The organism is Sulfitobacter sp. JL08, assembly GCF_003352045.1.
Lineage (GTDB): Bacteria > Pseudomonadota > Alphaproteobacteria > Rhodobacterales > Rhodobacteraceae > JL08.
Map to the genome: position 1 here is coordinate 3232055 of NZ_CP025815.1, position 15400 is coordinate 3247454.

Sequence of the window (15400 nt, forward strand, 5' to 3'; positions counted from 1 at the left end):
GCCCAAGACGCGCCAAAGTCAAAGGTCACGCACATTCACCTGACGTAAATCGCCCGATCCCGCTTGACCACCGCAAGTGCCCAAGGCATCACAAATGCCATGCAGATATTCAAAATCCTCCGCCAGGACGAATGGAAGGCGCTGCGCGCCGAAAAAGAAACCCAAGGTGCGCCGATCGACATCGCGGACGGCTATATCCATTTTTCAACCCCCGAACAGGTTGTCGAAACGGCGTCCAAACATTTCGCCGGCGTTGGCGATCTTATGCTGTTGTCACTGGACAGCGAACACCTTGGCCCCGCGCTGAAATGGGAACCGTCCCGCGGCGGCGCGTTGTTTCCGCATCTCTACGGACCGCTGAAGCTTTCCGACGTGGAATGGGCGCAGCCTTTGCCGCTGAACGGGGACACCCACGCCTTTCCGCCGGGGTTGTTGTGAGCGTTCTGGAACGGGTCGGTCTGTCCGCATTGCGCAGGATCGACCCCGAAGCGGCGCACACGCTGGCGCTGCGCGCATTGCGCGCAGGGCTTGCCCCGATGCCGGGGCCTGTGACTTCGCCGCGTCTGCAAACCACGCTGGCCGGTCTGACGTTGCCCAATCCTGTGGGGCTGGCCGCAGGGTTTGACAAGAACGCCGAGGCGCTGCACCCGCTGTCGCGTGCAGGGTTCGGATTCATCGAGGTGGGCGCCGCCACGCCTCGCGCCCAGCCCGGAAACCCCAAACCGCGCCTGTTCCGCCTGACACGCGACAAGGCGGCGATCAACAGGTTCGGGTTCAATAATGACGGAATGGATGTGATTGCAGCCCGTCTTGCAAAACGTCCCTGTGATGCAGTGATCGGGCTGAACCTTGGGGCGAACAAGGACAGCCCTGACAAATCAGCGGATTTTGCCACAGTCCTGAACACATGCGGTGCATATCTGGATTTTGCGACCGTCAATGTGTCGTCGCCCAACACCGAAAAGCTGCGGGATCTTCAGGGCCCCGCCGCCCTGAGCGAGCTGTTGAACGGTGTGATGCGCGTGCGCGATGCGCTGGCGCGCCCCATTCCGGTGTTTCTGAAAATCGCGCCGGATCTTACAGAAAACGATCTGACAGATATTGCTGCGGTCGCCAGCAAAGCCGGTGTGGATGCGATCATTGCCACCAATACCACGCTGGACAGGGCGGGCCTACATGGCCCGCACGCCTCAGAAGCGGGCGGCCTTTCGGGCGCACCCCTGTTTGAAAAATCGACACACGTTCTTGCGCAGCTTGCAACGCTTAGCGATCTGCCGCTGATCGGGGTTGGCGGTATCGGTTCGCCCGATCAGGCCTATGCAAAAATCCGCGCCGGCGCATCGGCCGTCCAGCTTTATACGGCGCTTGTATATGGCGGTCTGTCATTGGGTGCCAACATCGTCCGCGGGCTGGACGAATTGTTGCGCCGCGACGGGTTTGATACGGTCGCAGACGCTGTCGGCACCGGCAAAAAGGAATGGACATGATCACGATATGGCACAACCCGCGCTGTTCCAAATCCCGTCAGGCGCTTGCCCTGATCGAAGGCAAGACAGATGTCACAGTGCGCAGATATCTTGACGATGCACCATCGGAAGCGGAAATTCGCGCGACCCTCGCCGCGCTGGGTCACCCGCCTGCCATCACCATGATGCGCATTGGTGAAAAGCTGTTCAAAGAACTGGGCCTGACCAAGACCACGGATGACACGACCCTGATCGCGGCGATGGCACAGCACCCGATCCTGATCGAACGACCCATTGCTTTTGCAGGCAATCACGCCGTGATCGGGCGACCGCCGGAAAACGTGCTGAATCTGGTGTAGCGGCTAATCGGCCAACCGTTCCAGTGCAGGGTATCGCGCGCCCAGCGTGATACCGCGCGCGACAAAGGAAATGATCAGGGCCAGCCACAATCCATGGTTGCCAAAGGCCGGAACCATCAGACTGGCGGCAACAACATAAATGACAAAGCTGATCGCCATCATGTTGCGCATGTCGCGCGTTCGTGTTGCGCCGATAAAGATACCGTCCAGCATCCATGCGGCAAGGCCCGCAAGTGGTGTGAAAATCATGTAAATCAGATAGATACGCGCCTCTTCTCTGACATCGGGTGAAGTGGACATGACATCAATGATCCATCCCCCGAAAAAGGCAAAGCTGAGGGACAGGAGACTGACACAGAACAGTCCCCAACCGCTGGTCAGCAAAGCACCGCGCCGCAATGTCGCCCGCGCCCTTGCACCCATGGCCTGCCCCACAATCGCTTCGGCGGCAAAGGCGAACCCGTCCAGTGCGAAGGCCGTGATCATCATGAATTGCACCAGCACCTGATTGGCGGCCAGCGTGACATCGCCGAAACCCGACCCGACAAACAGGAACGACACGAATATCGCTTCAAGCAACAGCGAGCGGATCAGGATATCCGAATTCACCACCGCCATGTGTTTCAGGCGAACCGCGTCAAACACCCGCGACCAGTCGCGCCAAGCAGGTACGGCAAAGGCCGAACGACACAGCCACAGGCCCAGCGCAAAGCCGCTCCATTCAGCAAGAAATGTTGCAAAAGCAACGCCCTGCACGCCCCAGTTCAGACCAAGCACGAACCACAGGTCAAGCAGGATGTTCAATCCGTTCATCCAGACCTGCATGACCAGAACCGCGCGGGTGCGTTCCTGCGCGATCAGCCAGCCTGTGATGCCATATAGCCCGATGGCCGCCGGCGCCGACCATATCCGGATTTGCATATAATCCCGCGCCAGCGCCTCGACCTCGGCGCTGGCGGGGGCCGCCATGAACGCCGTCCAGAACACCGGCACCTGCAACAGGATCAACAACAGACCGGCGGACAATCCGATGATCTGGCTGCGAGTCAGCAACGCAGCCACCTCTCCGTCATTGCGCTGGCCGACGGCCTGCGCCGTCAATCCCACGGTGCCCATCCGCAAGAACCCGAATATCCAGTAGATCGCGCTGAGAACGATGGCACCGATCCCCACTGCGCCAATTGGCGCTGCCAGCCCCATCTGCCCGACCACACCGGTATCAACCGCGCCCAATATCGGCACGGTCGCATTTGACAGTACGATTGGCAGGGCAATGTTCAGAACACGCCGGTGGGTGACCGGTTTTGCCTTATCCCGAAATTCGATCGCTTCAGCCATTTCGCGAAGGCATCAGGAAATGCCCTGTGGCCTGCGCGAAAAGACGGTGGCGGTTGTCCTGCCATGCTTCAACATGCACGGACGCGTACCGACGCCCGGACCGGTTGACCCGTGCGCGCGCATAGGCATCGCGGGGCAAACCGGATCTTAGATAATCCACTGTGAAATCGATTGTTTTCGGCAGTCGCGGCAATTCCCCCGCTTCAAGCTGATCCAGTTGGATCGCACCGGATTCGATATCTTCCCACAGATAGGTCCAACTGAGCGAAATAACCGAAGTCACCTCGAGAAAGGCGGCAGTAACACCACCATGTAACGCCGGCAGCAGCGGATTGCCGATCAGCTTGTCGTCAAATGGCAGGATCGCGGTCAGTTCGTCGCCGCGCCTGTCAAACTCAATACCCAGAAACTGGATGTAAGGGACACCTTTGGCCAGCGCGCGCAGGGCCGCATCGCGCCGCTGTTTAACGACTTGCACAGGTTCTGGGGTTGGTCGCGCCATGTTATCGCCCTTCGATAGTAAAGGCCCCGGTGGCTGTTGCCACCGGGTTTTCGGTGTCATCATCACATGCAGTGGCACGCACAAACGCAACCGAACGGGTCACATGATAACAGGTTGCGCGGGTTGTGATCGCCTGCCCCGGCGTTGCCGCGCGCATGTAATCGATGCGTAAATCAATGGTCGCGGTGCCCGCCGGCGCGGCGGGGTGGCTCATCACCGCGGCCCCGCAGCACGTATCCATCAGCGCCGAAACGGCCCCCCCATGCAAAACACCTGTTTCCGGATCCCCGACCAGATGCGGCGCATAGGGCATCGTAATCACTGCCGTCCCGTCCTGCAGTTCCGTCAAATGCATTCCCAGAGCCTGCGAATGGGGAATTGCTTCGATGAACTGCCGTGCCAGTTTGGTTTTGTCTACCATACCCAAATCCTTGTCTGGTCTGTCACGCCTTTATGATCCCCGCCAGTGCCCGAGGGCAAGCCCATGTGTTGCGCTTTCGGTGACATCGTTTTACGATTCGTCAGGGAGATTTTTTCATGACCGAGTCACGCCGTTCATTCAAAGAAATGTGCGCCGAGTTTGACGTGACGCCACGTACGCTGCGGTATTACGAATACATCGAATTACTGCAACCCGACCGCGAAGGCCGGTCGAGGTTTTATGGCCCGCGTGAAGTCGCCCGCATGAAACTGATCCTGCGGGGGCGCAAATTCGGGTTTCAGCTTGAAGACATTCGGCAGTGGCTTTTGATTTATGAAAACGAAGGCACCAAGGCGCAGATGCAGGCGTGGGTTGAACTTGCAGACCGGCAGTTGCTGGAACTTGCGGAGCAGAAATCGCAACTGAACGAAGCCATGGACGAGCTGCAATCCTTGCGTGATAGTATCGCTGCGGAAATCCGCTAGGGGGCGATTTTCGCCCCAATTCCCCCTTAAGACCTGATTCCTCATAGTTGACGCGGCTTTATGCTACGTCACCCTGAAAAGTGACGTGACGTTCAGCTTACGTCAACGTCAACCGGTGTTGTAACAGGATCAGGTGGTTTCCATCTCAGGTCCAAGACACCGAGAGTTCCACAACCATGAGAGAAAGACGATGACAACCGAAACCCTTACAATTCGCGAAATGTGCGACGCCTACGAAGTGACACCGCGCACATTGCGATTTTACGAAGCGAAGGAATTGCTGTTTCCGATCCGGGAAGGGCAAAAACGCCTGTTTACCAAACGGGACCGGGCCAGATTGAAACTGATCCTGCGCGGAAAACGCTTTGGGTTCAGCCTGGAAGAAATTCGCCAGCTTCTGGATCTTTACCACGCCGGCGATCAGCAGCACACGCAGCTGGTGCGCACCTACGAAATTGCCCGTGCTCGGTTGGCAGACATGGAATCCCAGCGCGATGAACTGACAGAAGCCATCGACGATCTGAAAGACCAATTGAAATGGGGCGAAGACATGATCGCCTCGATGACGACACGACAAAAAGCCGCCGAATAAGGCCACAACCACAACGTTCAAGGGAAAACCACCATGCCCAGCTACACTGCTCCGACGAAAGACATGCAATTCGTTCTGCACGACGTTCTGAATGTCTCGCACTCCGATATTCCCGGATATGACGAACTGGAACCGGATTTTACCGCCGCTGTTCTGGAAGAAGCAGGCAAGCTGACAACCGAGGTTCTGGCCCCCTTGAACGTGGTCGGCGATGCAGAAGGCTGCACACTGGAGAACGGTGTTGTCCGCACACCGACCGGCTTCAAGGACGCCTTTGAACAGGTCAAGGCCGGTGGCTGGCCCGGCCTGGACATGCCAGAAGAATATGGCGGGCAGAACATGCCTTATGTGCTTGGTTCCGCCGTGGGCGAGATGTTTTCCAGCGCAAACATGGCCTTCACCATGTATCAGGGCCTGACGCATGGCGCGGCATCGGCCATTCTGGTGCACGGAACCGATGCGCAAAAGGATATGTACCTGCCCAAAATGGTTGCCTGCGACTGGACAGGCACAATGAACCTGACCGAACCGCATTGCGGCACCGATCTGGGCCTGATGCGTACCAAGGCAGCACCGCAAGACGATGGCAGCTACAAGATCACCGGGCAAAAGATTTTCATTTCGTCCGGTGAACATGACATGGCGGACAACATCATCCATCTGGTTCTGGCCAAAATCGAAGGCGGACCGGAAGGCATCAAAGGCGTGTCGCTGTTCATCGTGCCGAAATTCATGGTGAACGAAGATGGTTCACTTGGCGCGCGCAACGGCGTCGCCGTGGGCAGCATTGAAGAAAAAATGGGCATTCACGGCAATTCCACCTGCGTGATGAACTATGACGGCGCGACCGGCTATCTTCTGGGCGAAGAACACAAAGGCATGCGCGCAATGTTCACCATGATGAACGAAGCGCGCATCGGTGTTGGCATGCAAGGTCTGAGCCAGGCCGAGGCCGCCTATCAGAACGCCCTGATCTACGCCAAGGACCGCCTGCAGGGGCGCGCCGTCACCGGCGATGAAAACCCCGATGGCCCCGCCGACCCGCTGATCGTACATCCCGATATCCGGCGCAGCCTGATGGATCAGAAAAGCTTTGCCGAAGGTGCGCGCGCCTTTATCCTGTGGGGCGCCACATTGATCGATGCCGCGCATCGTGGTCAGGACAAGGAAGCCGACGGCCTTGTGTCGTTGCTGACCCCTGTCATCAAGGGCTTTCTGACCGATCAGGGTTTTGACATGACGGTTCTGGCCCAGCAGGTCTATGGCGGTCACGGATATATCGAAGAATGGGGCATGTCCCAGTTCGCCCGCGATGCGCGTATCGCGATGATCTATGAAGGGGCCAACGGCGTTCAGGCGCTTGATCTGGTCGGTCGCAAACTGGCGCAGGATGGCGGCAAACATGTCATGGCGTTCTTTGATCTGGTGAAATCCTTCATCAAGGACAACGCCGGCCAAAACGCCGAATACGACGCCACGTTTCTCGACCCGCTCAAGGCTGCGTCCAAGGATCTGCAGGCCGCTGGTATGTACTTTATGCAAAACGGCATGAAGAACCCCAATAACGCGTTGGCCGGATCATATGACTTCATGCACATGTTCGGGCATGTCTGTCTTGGCCTGATGTGGGCCCGCATGGGCAAGGCTGCCCGGGATGCACTTGCCACTGGCACGTCTGACGCCGCGTTTTACGAGACAAAACTGGCAACCGGGCGCTACTATATGGCACGACAACTGCCCGCGACGTCCATGCATCTTGCCCGTATCCAAAGCGGCGCGGACACGGTCATGGCGCTTGAGGCCGACCAGTTTTAACGCCAGCAACCCGAAAGGACGACAATGCCCAAACGTTTTCGACTGACCCGACGGTTTCCCGTGGCCATGACTGAAGACGGCTACCGCCGCCTGAAACGGTTCGCAACCGAGGCCGGTCTGGACGAAGGCGAGGCATTGTCTTTCCTGTTCGAAAACTTTGACAGCGTGACAAATTCGGAAAACCTGATCGCCCGGATGCGCCTGTTCAACGCCGAACTTGATGATCGCAAACGTTAATCGAACGAAAGCCCGACATGACCCAACACAGTTCCAGCTGGATGACCGAAGAGCACCGGATGATCGCGGACATGACCGCGCAATTCATCAATACCGAATGGGCCCCGCGGTTCGACAAATGGCGCAAACAGGGCGAGATGGACCGCTCGACCTGGGCCGAAGCGGGTGAACTGGGGCTGCTCTGCCCTTCGCTCCCCGAGGAATACGGTGGCCCGGGCGGTGACTTTGGCCACGAAGCAGCCATTCTGATCGAAAGCAGCCGCGCCAACCTCGCGTCGTGGGGGCACGCGATCCATTCCGGCATCGTCGCCCACTATATTCTGGCCTACGGCACCGAAGACCAGAAACAGCGCTGGCTGCCCAAAATGATCAGCGGCGAAATCGTCGGCGCGCTGGCGATGACGGAACCCACCGGCGGGTCGGACGTACAGGGGATCAAAACCCGCGCGGTACGGGATGGCAACAATTACAAGCTGACCGGCCAGAAGACTTTTATCACCAACGGACAGCACGCGAACCTGATCATCGTTGCGGCCAAAACCGACACGACACAAGGCGCCAAGGGCACGTCGCTGGTGGTTGTGGAAACGGACGATGCCGACGGCTTTGCCCGCGGACGCAATCTGGAAAAGATCGGCCTGCACGCCGCCGATACATCCGAGCTGTTTTTCGACAATGTCGAAATCGCGCCGGAAAACATTCTTGGCATGCAGGAAAATCAGGGGTTCTACCAGATGATGAACCAGCTTCCGCAGGAGCGCCTGATCATTGCCTGCGGGGCGATGGGCGCGATGGAAGGCGCGGTAGAGCGCACAATTGCATATTGCAAGGAACGCGAAGCCTTTGGCGGGCCGATCATCCAGTTCCAGAACACCCGTTTCAAGCTGGTGGAGTGCAAAACCAAAACTATGGTTGCACGGGCCTTTCTGGATGAATGCATCAGCGAACACCTGCGCGGCGACCTGACGGCGGAAAAGGCCGCCATGGCAAAATACTGGCTGACCGACACACAGGGAGAAGTTCTGGATGAATGCCTTCAATTGCACGGTGGCTATGGCTACATGCAGGAATACGCGATTGCCGAAATGTGGACAGATGCCCGCGTGCAACGCATCTACGGCGGAACGAACGAGATCATGAAGGAACTGATTTCACGTACGCTTTGACACGTCATATCGCACCGTTCCGCAAACCGAGATTACAGGATGCCTCCGGCGGAAGTATTTATGAAAAGATGAAAGGAAAAACACCCTTGCCACGGGGTCATGATCATCAGGACAAGGGTGCCTTCACCTTTTACGGCCATCGGCGCTTCCGCCTGTACCGCATCTGCGAGCACACACGATCAAGGTTAAACCGAGGTTAAGAAACGCCACCCAAGCTCTTCATCTTTTCAAAAATACTTGACTGCACAACGACCGCCCAAAGGGCCACAACAGAAAGTAGGCGACCATGACCATCAAACTCTATTGCTTCGGCGAAAGTGGGAATTCCTACAAGGCCGCGTTGACGCTGGAACTGTCAGGTCTGGAATGGGAGCCGGTTTTCGTGGATTTCTTCAACGGCGAAGCCCGCAGCGAAGCATTCCGCAAGATCAATTCCATGGGCGAAGTGCCGGTCATGATCGATCGCGATCTGACCCTGTCGCAATCCGGGGCCATTCAGGACTATATCAGCACCAAGGGTGGCAAGATGGGCGGCCACAGCGCGAACGAACGTCGCGAGATCATGCGCTGGATCCTGTGGGACAATCACAAGCTGAGCTCGAACGCCGGAACCACACGGTTTCTGATGAATTTTCTGCCCGAAGACAAACGTCCCAAAGAGGTTATCGCCTTTTTGCAGGGTCGCCTGAAGGCGGCCTATACCGTTCTGAATGATGAACTGGCCGACAAGGACTGGCTGGTGGGCGACCGTTTGACCATCGCGGATATCGCCTGCTGCGGCTATCTTTTCTACCCCGAGCCGTTCGGCTTTGATCGGGCCGACTGGCCCCATATCGACGCCTGGCTGACCCGTATTTCGCAAACCGAAGGGTGGAAACACCCCTATGATCTTATGCCCGGCTCTCCCGCCGACCGCGCCTGAAGGAGTTAAACATGACCGAAGCCTATATTTACGACGCATTGCGCACCCCCCGTGGCAAGGGCCGCAAGGATGGTGCCCTGCACGAAGTGACGTCTCTGCGCCTGTCCGCCGTGACACTGAACGCGCTGAAAGAGCGTAACAATCTGGACGGCCACGCCGTCGAGGATGTGATCTGGGGAAACGTCACGCAAGTGATGGAACAGGGTGGTTGTCTGGCACGATCGGCTGTTCTGGCGTCGGATCTGGATGAATCCATTCCCGGCCTCGCAATTAACCGGTTTTGCGCCTCGGGCATGGAAGCGGTCAATCTGGCCGCCAATCAGGTGCGTGGCGGGGCCGGATCGGCCTATATCGCGGGTGGCGTCGAAATGATGGGTCGCGTTGCGATGGGCAGCGACGGCGCTGCCATTGCGGTCGATCCGACACTGGCCATGGAACAGTATTTTGTGCCGCAAGGGATCAGTGCGGATATCATTGCAACCGAATACGGGTTTACCCGCGATGACGCCGACCAGCTGGCAATGGAATCCCAGCGCCGCGCCAAAGCTGCATGGGATGACAACCGGTTCGCCAAATCGGTGATCACCGTGCGTGACCAGAACGGGTTGGCCATTCTGGATCACGATGAATACATGCGCCCGCAGACAGACATGCAAACTCTGGGCGCGCTGAACCCCGCGTTTCAGGCCATGGGCGAGGTGATGCCCGGCTTTGATAAGGTGGCGTTGATGAAATATCCGCATCTGGAGCGGATCAATCACATTCACCATGCGGGCAATTCATCCGGCATCGTCGACGGGGCCGCGGCCGTTTTGATCGGCAACAAGGAATTCGGCGAGCGCCACGGGATCAAACCACGCGCGCGCATTCGTGCAACTTCCAAGATTGGCACAGATCCGACGATCATGCTGACCGGCCCGGTACCTGTAACGCAGAAAATTCTGGCGGATAACGGCATGGATATCAAAGACATCGACCTGTTTGAGGTCAACGAGGCCTTTGCCGCCGTTGTTCTGCGCTTCATGCAGGCCTTTGATGTCGACAGTGACAAGGTGAACGTCAATGGCGGTTCCATCGCCATGGGCCACCCGCTGGGGGCCACCGGCGCGATGATCATCGGCACCTTGCTGGACGAACTGGAACGCGCCGACAAAGAAGTCGGGCTGGCCACGTTGTGCATCGCATCCGGCATGGGTGCGGCAACCATTATCGAACGCGTGTAAGGAGCAGGGATATGAGCGATTTTACCATGAAAACCGACGCCGACGGCGTGGCCCTGATCACTTGGGATACCGTTGGCAAATCCATGAACGTGATGAGCCAGCAGGCGTTTAACGATCTCAGCGATCTGATCGATCAGGCGCTGGCGGATGAGGCCGTGAAAGGCATCGTTCTGACATCGGGCAAGGACGGAACCTTTGCCGGTGGCATGGATCTGAACGTCATTGCCAAGATGAAGGAAGACGCCGGCGACGATCCGGCGCGCGGTGTGTTCGAGGGTGTCATGCAAATGCACGGCGTGCTGCGCAAGATCGAACTGGCCGGGATGGACCCCAAGACCCAGAAAGGCGGCAAGCCGATTGCCACCGCCCTGCCCGGCACAGCACTTGGTATCGGGTTGGAGCTGCCCCTGTCGACGCACCGGATTTTCTGCGCTGACAATCCAAAAGCCAAAATCGGACTGCCCGAAATCATGGTCGGCATTTTTCCCGGCGCGGGCGGTACAACACGTCTGGTGCGCAAGATGGGGGCGATGGCCGCCTCGCCCTTCCTGCTTGAAGGCAAGTTGAGCGATCCGCAGGCCGCCAAGCGTGCAGGTATCATCGACGAGGTTGTTGCAGACCCTGTGGCCGCCGCGAAAGAATGGGTTTTGATTGCGAAAGACGCCGACATTGTCAAAGTGTGGGACGCGAAAGGCTACAAGATGCCCGGTGGCGCACCCTATCACCCCGCAGGTTTCATGACCTTTGTCGGCGCTTCCGCAATGGTCAACGGCAAGACCCAGGGCGTTTATCCCGCCGCCAAAGCATTGTTGAGCGCGGTTTACGAAGGCGCGCTGGTTCCGTTTGATACCGCGCTCAAAGTTGAAGCGCGCTGGTTCACAAATGTGCTGATGAACCCCTCATCAGCCGCGATGATCCGGTCCTTGTTTATCAACAAGGAGGCGCTGGAAAAAGGCGCGGTGCGGCCCAAGGATGTTGCGGACCAGAAGGTGCGCAAAGTGGGCGTTCTGGGCGCGGGCATGATGGGGGCCGGTATCACGCTGGTTTCGGCGCAGGCCGGTATCGAAGTTGTACTGATCGACCAGAAGCAAGAGGCCGCCGACAAGGGCAAGGCCTACACGGCCAGCTATATGGACAAGGGCATCGCCCGCAAAAAGGCGACCGAAGAGAAAAAGGCCGAATTGTTGGGCCGGATCACGGCGACAACAGATTACGCCGCCCTGAAGGGCTGCGATCTGATCATCGAAGCGGTGTTCGAAGACCCCAAGATCAAGGCCGACGTGACGGCCAGGGTAGAAGAGGTCATCAGCGAGGATTGCATTTTTGCCTCCAACACCTCGACATTGCCGATCACTTCGCTGGCCAAAGCCTCGAAGCGACCGGACCAGTTTATCGGCATCCATTTCTTCAGCCCGGTTGAAAAAATGCTGCTGGTTGAAATCATCAAGGGCAAGGAAACCGGAGATGTGGCCGTGGCCAAGGCGCTGGATTATGTGCGCCAGATCCGCAAAACGCCGATTGTAGTGAACGATGCGCGGTTCTTTTATGCCAACCGCTGTATCATTCCCTATATCAACGAAGGCATGCGGATGATCGCGGAAGGCGTCACGCCCGCGCTGGTGGAAAATGCTGCCCGTCTGGTGGGCATGCCCTTGGGGCCGCTGCAACTGGTCGATGAAACCTCGATTGATCTGGGGGCAAAAATCGCCCGCGCAACAAAGGCGGCGATGGGCGATACCTATCCCGATGGGGCCGTGGACGAGGTTGTGTTCTGGATGGAAGCCGAAGGCCGTCTGGGTCGCAAATCAAACGCCGGCTTCTACAGCTACGACGAAAAGGGCAAACGCCAGGGTCTTTGGGACGGGATCGCGGCAAAATATCCGACGGCCGAAGAACAACCCGATCTGATCACGGTGCAACACCGCCTGTTGTTCGCCCAAGTGCTGGAAGCGGTGCGTGCACTGGAAGAAGGCGTGTTGGAAGATATCCGTGAAGGTGATGTTGGCGCGATTCTGGGCTGGGGCTTTGCGCCTTGGTCGGGCGGGCCGTTCAGCTGGCTGGACATGATCGGCGCGCCCTATGCGGCGGAACGCTGTGATCAACTGACAGAAGCGTTTGGTGATCGCTTTGCCTGCCCCGCGCTTCTGCGCGAAATGGCAGACAAGAACCAAAGCTTTTATGACCGCTTTGGAACGACCGCCAAAGCGGCCTAGTCAAAAATGCAAGAGGGGCTGTCCCCACAGCCCCTCTTGTTCTCCTCTGATACCGGCGCGCCCGTTCTGGTTTTCGGGATCGGGCGTCAATCCGGTTATCGTTTGTGACCCGAGTACAGAGGAAAATTCAGTTTAAACGCTGGGACATCCAACCGCGTTTTCATGTCTACGCGACATAAGCAGCCAATGCCTCCCAATCGCCATCCCCGCTCATGTTGTCTTCTACCGACATGCATTCAACAAGGAATGCTGCGTCGTGAAGTGACAGGACATCATACAAGGCGCTTGTGGAGTTCACCTGCTCGGTGACCAGACACCCAAGGTGCGGGCAATACGCCAGCGTACCGCCTTCGACATAGACCACTTCATCAGTGGCAAAAAACAGGGTGACAATTTCGATCTGATGTTGTGGCGGTGCACGGTGGATGCCGCGTATGCCATTCAGGGAAAGCGCCTGAACCACCGCAAAGGGATCGCCCATCGCATCCGCTGCTGCTTCGCTTTCGACAAGAATGCCCTGATCCGGCAAAAGCGCCAGTTCACATCGGTTTCCCAATGCACCGGCAGGCACGGTGACGGGCCACATCTGGGGCGGCACATCCTTTGCATCCAGCCATGTAAGATCGCGGCGGATTTCGACAATCGGCTGCATTGCATTGTCGAATGTCAAAACCATGTCGCCGACACTCAGCGCATCAACCGCGCGCCATCCAAGGTTCGATGCAACATTTGTTCCCGCGACCAGACCATGCGTGATACCAACCAAAGCGCTGTTCATTGCACCGCCAGTTTCTGCCATGCGGTGAACATATGTGTCTGATTTTGCGTTCCATTCCGACATGTCATGTCCAATCCCTTTCTGCACTGCAACACGCGCAATGCGAATCGTGACAGTCAATCAAATTGGCGCGAGTGCCGTGTTAGTTGTATGCCTTTAAAATGGCACAATTGAGGCATTGTTTCGCGTTGAGCCTGCAATTTTAGGCAAAGTTCTGCATTTTCTGGTCGCGTGAAACAGAACCCGCCTTACTCAAAGCGATAGCCGAACCGCGCGATGTCTTCAGCGCAGGATTGTGCCAGCAGGTCAGCCGTCTTGTCGTCATAATAACTGCGGTAATCTGCCTTCCGGTCAGACCGGTTGTGCATGGGCAGGTGCAATGGAAACCCAAGGTGGGCAACCAGTGAAGCGGCATCTTCTTCCAAAGCCTCAATCCGGATGAAACTGGTACAGCGCTCTGCTCCGTCTGCGCAGGTCATGTAGTGCCGCGCCGGTGTGGCCCGAAAAGACGCCAAAGTCCGTTCATCTGCCACAAATGCGTCAAATGTCATGCTGCGGGCCATGTGCACTGCGGGATGATCGAACTTTTGCGCCCGCAACCAGGTGTAATAGCTGACCGCCCTGTCCCATGGATTGCGCACAAGTGTAAACGTGAACATCGACGAAATCTCGGGCACTGACATCAGACCGTCAATGTCTGACAAGGTCGAGTGTTTCCAGAGCCGTCCACGGCTTTGCGCATCTTTCAGACGGCGCCTGCGCTTTTTCGCCTTGGGCGTATCACCCAGCATCATATCATCTTTCATCGCCCGCGCCTCAAGCGCCAGAGCAACGGATGTTCCGCCGGTTTTCGGAATATGCACGAAAATATAGGCGCGACCGCGGCTGATGATCATCCCGGCATTCTAGATCAGCGCGAGCGCAACGCAATAATGATCCCGGCACCGGCGATCATGGCGATGCCGCCAGCCTGCCAAAGCGATATCGACTGACCAAGCAGGATCCACGCAAAGAACGGCCCGAATACCAGCGCCGTATATTCAAGAACAGCCACCTGACTGGCTTCGCCCAATTGATAGGATCGGATGATCAGAGCCACACCGATCACAGAGCCGACAGCCTGCAACACAAGCAGATGCATCACATTCCAGATCGGCCAAACCCACCCGCGCAACAGAAACCCCGCCGCACCATCGGGTATCTGCGGATCGACAACGCCCAGAAGAACGAGGGCGACAATGCCAAACACGCCCTGTATCGCCATGATCCCGAACAGCATGCACAGGGTGCTTTCACCTTCACACAATGCGCGCGTCGCGACCGCCCCCATGGCATAGAACAGACCGCCAGCCACAGGCATGAAGGTCAGCCAGCTTAGGTTGGCGACATCCGGGTTCAGCACCAGCAAGATGCCTGCAAACCCGATGCCGACAGCCACAATCCGCCATGGCCCAATGGAATGACGCAGCACGGCAACCGTGATCAGCAACACGAAAAGCGGCGAGGTGAAAAGCCCCGCCACAGCTTGGGCAAAGGGCATGAAGGCCAGCGCACCAAAGTAAAACAGCATGCCCAGCCCGATCAGGGCACTGCGCACGGCAACAGCCCAAAACCGCGCCGGGCGCAATGTGCCCATACCGAAATGCGACATAAGCGCGATCAACGCCAAAGCCATGGTTGAACGCACCACATGAAACTGCCAGATGCCGATTTCGCCCGCGATTATTACAATGAAATTGTCGATGAAGCCGATAATGACCATCGCCATTACCATCAATCCTGCCGCAAGCAGCGCCTGATTGGGCGCATGTGGAATGGACATCCTGCTCAATTGTCTGACATTTCACTTTCCAAAACCGTTATTCCTGCAATACTCTTAATCG

At 57.5% G+C, this 15400-nt stretch carries 17 protein-coding genes; 11 read left to right on the forward strand and 6 right to left on the reverse strand.

Going from position 1 to position 15400, the window contains the following annotated elements; genetic code table 11:
* Nucleotides 1-99: 99 nt before the first annotated feature.
* The 3 genes from C1J05_RS15935 to arsC are packed head-to-tail and all read left to right on the forward strand — an operon-like array spanning nt 100 to nt 1825.
* A complete protein-coding gene (locus tag C1J05_RS15935) occupies nt 100-438 on the forward strand; it encodes a DUF952 domain-containing protein (RefSeq protein WP_114872378.1) in 339 nt (112 codons plus the stop codon).
* Entirely contained in the window at nt 435-1487 is a 1053-nt protein-coding gene (locus C1J05_RS15940) for a quinone-dependent dihydroorotate dehydrogenase (protein ID WP_114871108.1), read from the forward strand. The genes C1J05_RS15935 and C1J05_RS15940 overlap by 4 nt, the downstream gene beginning before the upstream one ends.
* Nucleotides 1484-1825, forward strand: coding sequence for an arsenate reductase (glutaredoxin) (arsC, locus tag C1J05_RS15945; RefSeq protein ID WP_114871109.1), 342 nt, complete (start codon nt 1484-1486; stop codon nt 1823-1825). Before C1J05_RS15940 ends, arsC begins: the two co-directional genes overlap by 4 nt.
* A 3-nt stretch (nt 1826-1828) precedes the next feature.
* Here the strand turns inward: arsC and C1J05_RS15950 are convergent, their stop codons facing one another.
* Genes C1J05_RS15950 through C1J05_RS15960 form a run of 3 tightly spaced genes read right to left on the reverse strand, consistent with a single transcriptional unit; the run spans nt 1829 to nt 4086 of the window.
* Nucleotides 1829-3163, reverse strand: a complete 1335-nt coding sequence (locus tag C1J05_RS15950; protein ID WP_114871110.1) for an MATE family efflux transporter — start codon at nt 3161-3163, stop codon at nt 1829-1831.
* The gene (locus C1J05_RS15955; protein WP_114871111.1) at nt 3156-3665 is read right to left on the reverse strand and encodes a PaaI family thioesterase; all 510 of its coding nucleotides are present in this window, start codon (nt 3663-3665) and stop codon (nt 3156-3158) included. The genes C1J05_RS15950 and C1J05_RS15955 overlap by 8 nt, the downstream gene beginning before the upstream one ends.
* A 1-nt stretch (nt 3666) precedes the next feature.
* Nucleotides 3667-4086, reverse strand: coding sequence for a PaaI family thioesterase (locus C1J05_RS15960; RefSeq protein WP_114871112.1), 420 nt, complete (start codon nt 4084-4086; stop codon nt 3667-3669).
* Between the two features lie 116 nt (nt 4087-4202).
* On the opposite strand from C1J05_RS15960, the gene C1J05_RS15965 reads away from it, so the two are divergent.
* From C1J05_RS15965 to C1J05_RS16000, 8 genes are all read left to right on the forward strand, one after another.
* On the forward strand, nt 4203-4571 hold the full coding sequence (locus C1J05_RS15965) for a MerR family transcriptional regulator (RefSeq protein WP_114871113.1): 369 nt from the start codon (nt 4203-4205) through the stop codon (nt 4569-4571).
* Between the two features lie 190 nt (nt 4572-4761).
* A complete protein-coding gene (locus tag C1J05_RS15970; RefSeq protein ID WP_114871114.1) occupies nt 4762-5163 on the forward strand; it encodes a MerR family transcriptional regulator in 402 nt (133 codons plus the stop codon).
* Between the two features lie 33 nt (nt 5164-5196).
* On the forward strand, nt 5197-6978 hold the full coding sequence (locus C1J05_RS15975; protein ID WP_114871115.1) for an acyl-CoA dehydrogenase C-terminal domain-containing protein: 1782 nt from the start codon (nt 5197-5199) through the stop codon (nt 6976-6978).
* A gap of 24 nt (nt 6979-7002) precedes the next feature.
* Nucleotides 7003-7215: a hypothetical protein gene (locus C1J05_RS15980; RefSeq protein ID WP_114871116.1), complete on the forward strand. Its 213-nt coding sequence runs from the start codon at nt 7003-7005 to the stop codon at nt 7213-7215.
* Nucleotides 7216-7232: 17 nt separating this feature from the next.
* A complete protein-coding gene (locus C1J05_RS15985) occupies nt 7233-8381 on the forward strand; it encodes an acyl-CoA dehydrogenase family protein (protein WP_114871117.1) in 1149 nt (382 codons plus the stop codon).
* 286 nt (nt 8382-8667) lie between these two features.
* Nucleotides 8668-9303 (forward strand): glutathione S-transferase family protein, encoded by a 636-nt coding sequence (locus C1J05_RS15990; RefSeq protein WP_114871118.1) that lies wholly within the window; start codon nt 8668-8670, stop codon nt 9301-9303.
* Nucleotides 9304-9314: 11 nt separating this feature from the next.
* On the forward strand, nt 9315-10526 hold the full coding sequence (locus C1J05_RS15995; protein WP_114871119.1) for an acetyl-CoA C-acetyltransferase: 1212 nt from the start codon (nt 9315-9317) through the stop codon (nt 10524-10526).
* Between the two features lie 11 nt (nt 10527-10537).
* Nucleotides 10538-12739, forward strand: a complete 2202-nt coding sequence (locus C1J05_RS16000; RefSeq protein ID WP_114871120.1) for a 3-hydroxyacyl-CoA dehydrogenase NAD-binding domain-containing protein — start codon at nt 10538-10540, stop codon at nt 12737-12739.
* A gap of 166 nt (nt 12740-12905) precedes the next feature.
* Here C1J05_RS16000 and C1J05_RS16005 read toward each other — a convergent pair whose 3' ends face one another.
* The 3 genes from C1J05_RS16005 to C1J05_RS16015 all read right to left on the reverse strand — a co-directional run bounded on the left by C1J05_RS16005 (nt 12906) and on the right by C1J05_RS16015 (nt 15339).
* On the reverse strand, nt 12906-13580 hold the full coding sequence (locus C1J05_RS16005) for a Hint domain-containing protein (RefSeq protein WP_162798113.1): 675 nt from the start codon (nt 13578-13580) through the stop codon (nt 12906-12908).
* 185 nt (nt 13581-13765) lie between these two features.
* On the reverse strand, nt 13766-14413 hold the full coding sequence (locus tag C1J05_RS16010; protein ID WP_114871122.1) for a sulfotransferase family 2 domain-containing protein: 648 nt from the start codon (nt 14411-14413) through the stop codon (nt 13766-13768).
* Nucleotides 14414-14427: 14 nt separating this feature from the next.
* On the reverse strand, nt 14428-15339 hold the full coding sequence (locus C1J05_RS16015; RefSeq protein ID WP_114871123.1) for a DMT family transporter: 912 nt from the start codon (nt 15337-15339) through the stop codon (nt 14428-14430).
* Between the last annotated feature and the right edge of the window lie 61 nt (nt 15340-15400).

Bases quoted from the DNA above. Each gene is read 5' to 3' on its own strand.
- C1J05_RS15935 (WP_114872378.1), top strand. From the start codon at position 100: ATGCAGATATTCAAAATCCTCCGCCAGGACGAATGGAAGGCGCTGCGC.
- arsC (WP_114871109.1), top strand. From the start codon at position 1,484: ATGATCACGATATGGCACAACCCGCGCTGTTCCAAATCCCGTCAGGCG.
- C1J05_RS15950 (WP_114871110.1), bottom strand. From the start codon at position 3,163: ATGGCTGAAGCGATCGAATTTCGGGATAAGGCAAAACCGGTCACCCAC.
- C1J05_RS15955 (WP_114871111.1), bottom strand. From the start codon at position 3,665: ATGGCGCGACCAACCCCAGAACCTGTGCAAGTCGTTAAACAGCGGCGC.
- C1J05_RS15960 (WP_114871112.1), bottom strand. From the start codon at position 4,086: ATGGTAGACAAAACCAAACTGGCACGGCAGTTCATCGAAGCAATTCCC.
- C1J05_RS15965 (WP_114871113.1), top strand. From the start codon at position 4,203: ATGACCGAGTCACGCCGTTCATTCAAAGAAATGTGCGCCGAGTTTGAC.
- C1J05_RS15970 (WP_114871114.1), top strand. From the start codon at position 4,762: ATGACAACCGAAACCCTTACAATTCGCGAAATGTGCGACGCCTACGAA.
- C1J05_RS15975 (WP_114871115.1), top strand. From the start codon at position 5,197: ATGCCCAGCTACACTGCTCCGACGAAAGACATGCAATTCGTTCTGCAC.
- C1J05_RS15980 (WP_114871116.1), top strand. From the start codon at position 7,003: ATGCCCAAACGTTTTCGACTGACCCGACGGTTTCCCGTGGCCATGACT.
- C1J05_RS15985 (WP_114871117.1), top strand. From the start codon at position 7,233: ATGACCCAACACAGTTCCAGCTGGATGACCGAAGAGCACCGGATGATC.
- C1J05_RS15990 (WP_114871118.1), top strand. From the start codon at position 8,668: ATGACCATCAAACTCTATTGCTTCGGCGAAAGTGGGAATTCCTACAAG.
- C1J05_RS15995 (WP_114871119.1), top strand. From the start codon at position 9,315: ATGACCGAAGCCTATATTTACGACGCATTGCGCACCCCCCGTGGCAAG.
- C1J05_RS16000 (WP_114871120.1), top strand. From the start codon at position 10,538: ATGAGCGATTTTACCATGAAAACCGACGCCGACGGCGTGGCCCTGATC.
- C1J05_RS16005 (WP_162798113.1), bottom strand. From the start codon at position 13,580: ATGTCGGAATGGAACGCAAAATCAGACACATATGTTCACCGCATGGCA.
- C1J05_RS16010 (WP_114871122.1), bottom strand. From the start codon at position 14,413: ATGATCATCAGCCGCGGTCGCGCCTATATTTTCGTGCATATTCCGAAA.
- C1J05_RS16015 (WP_114871123.1), bottom strand. From the start codon at position 15,339: ATGTCCATTCCACATGCGCCCAATCAGGCGCTGCTTGCGGCAGGATTG.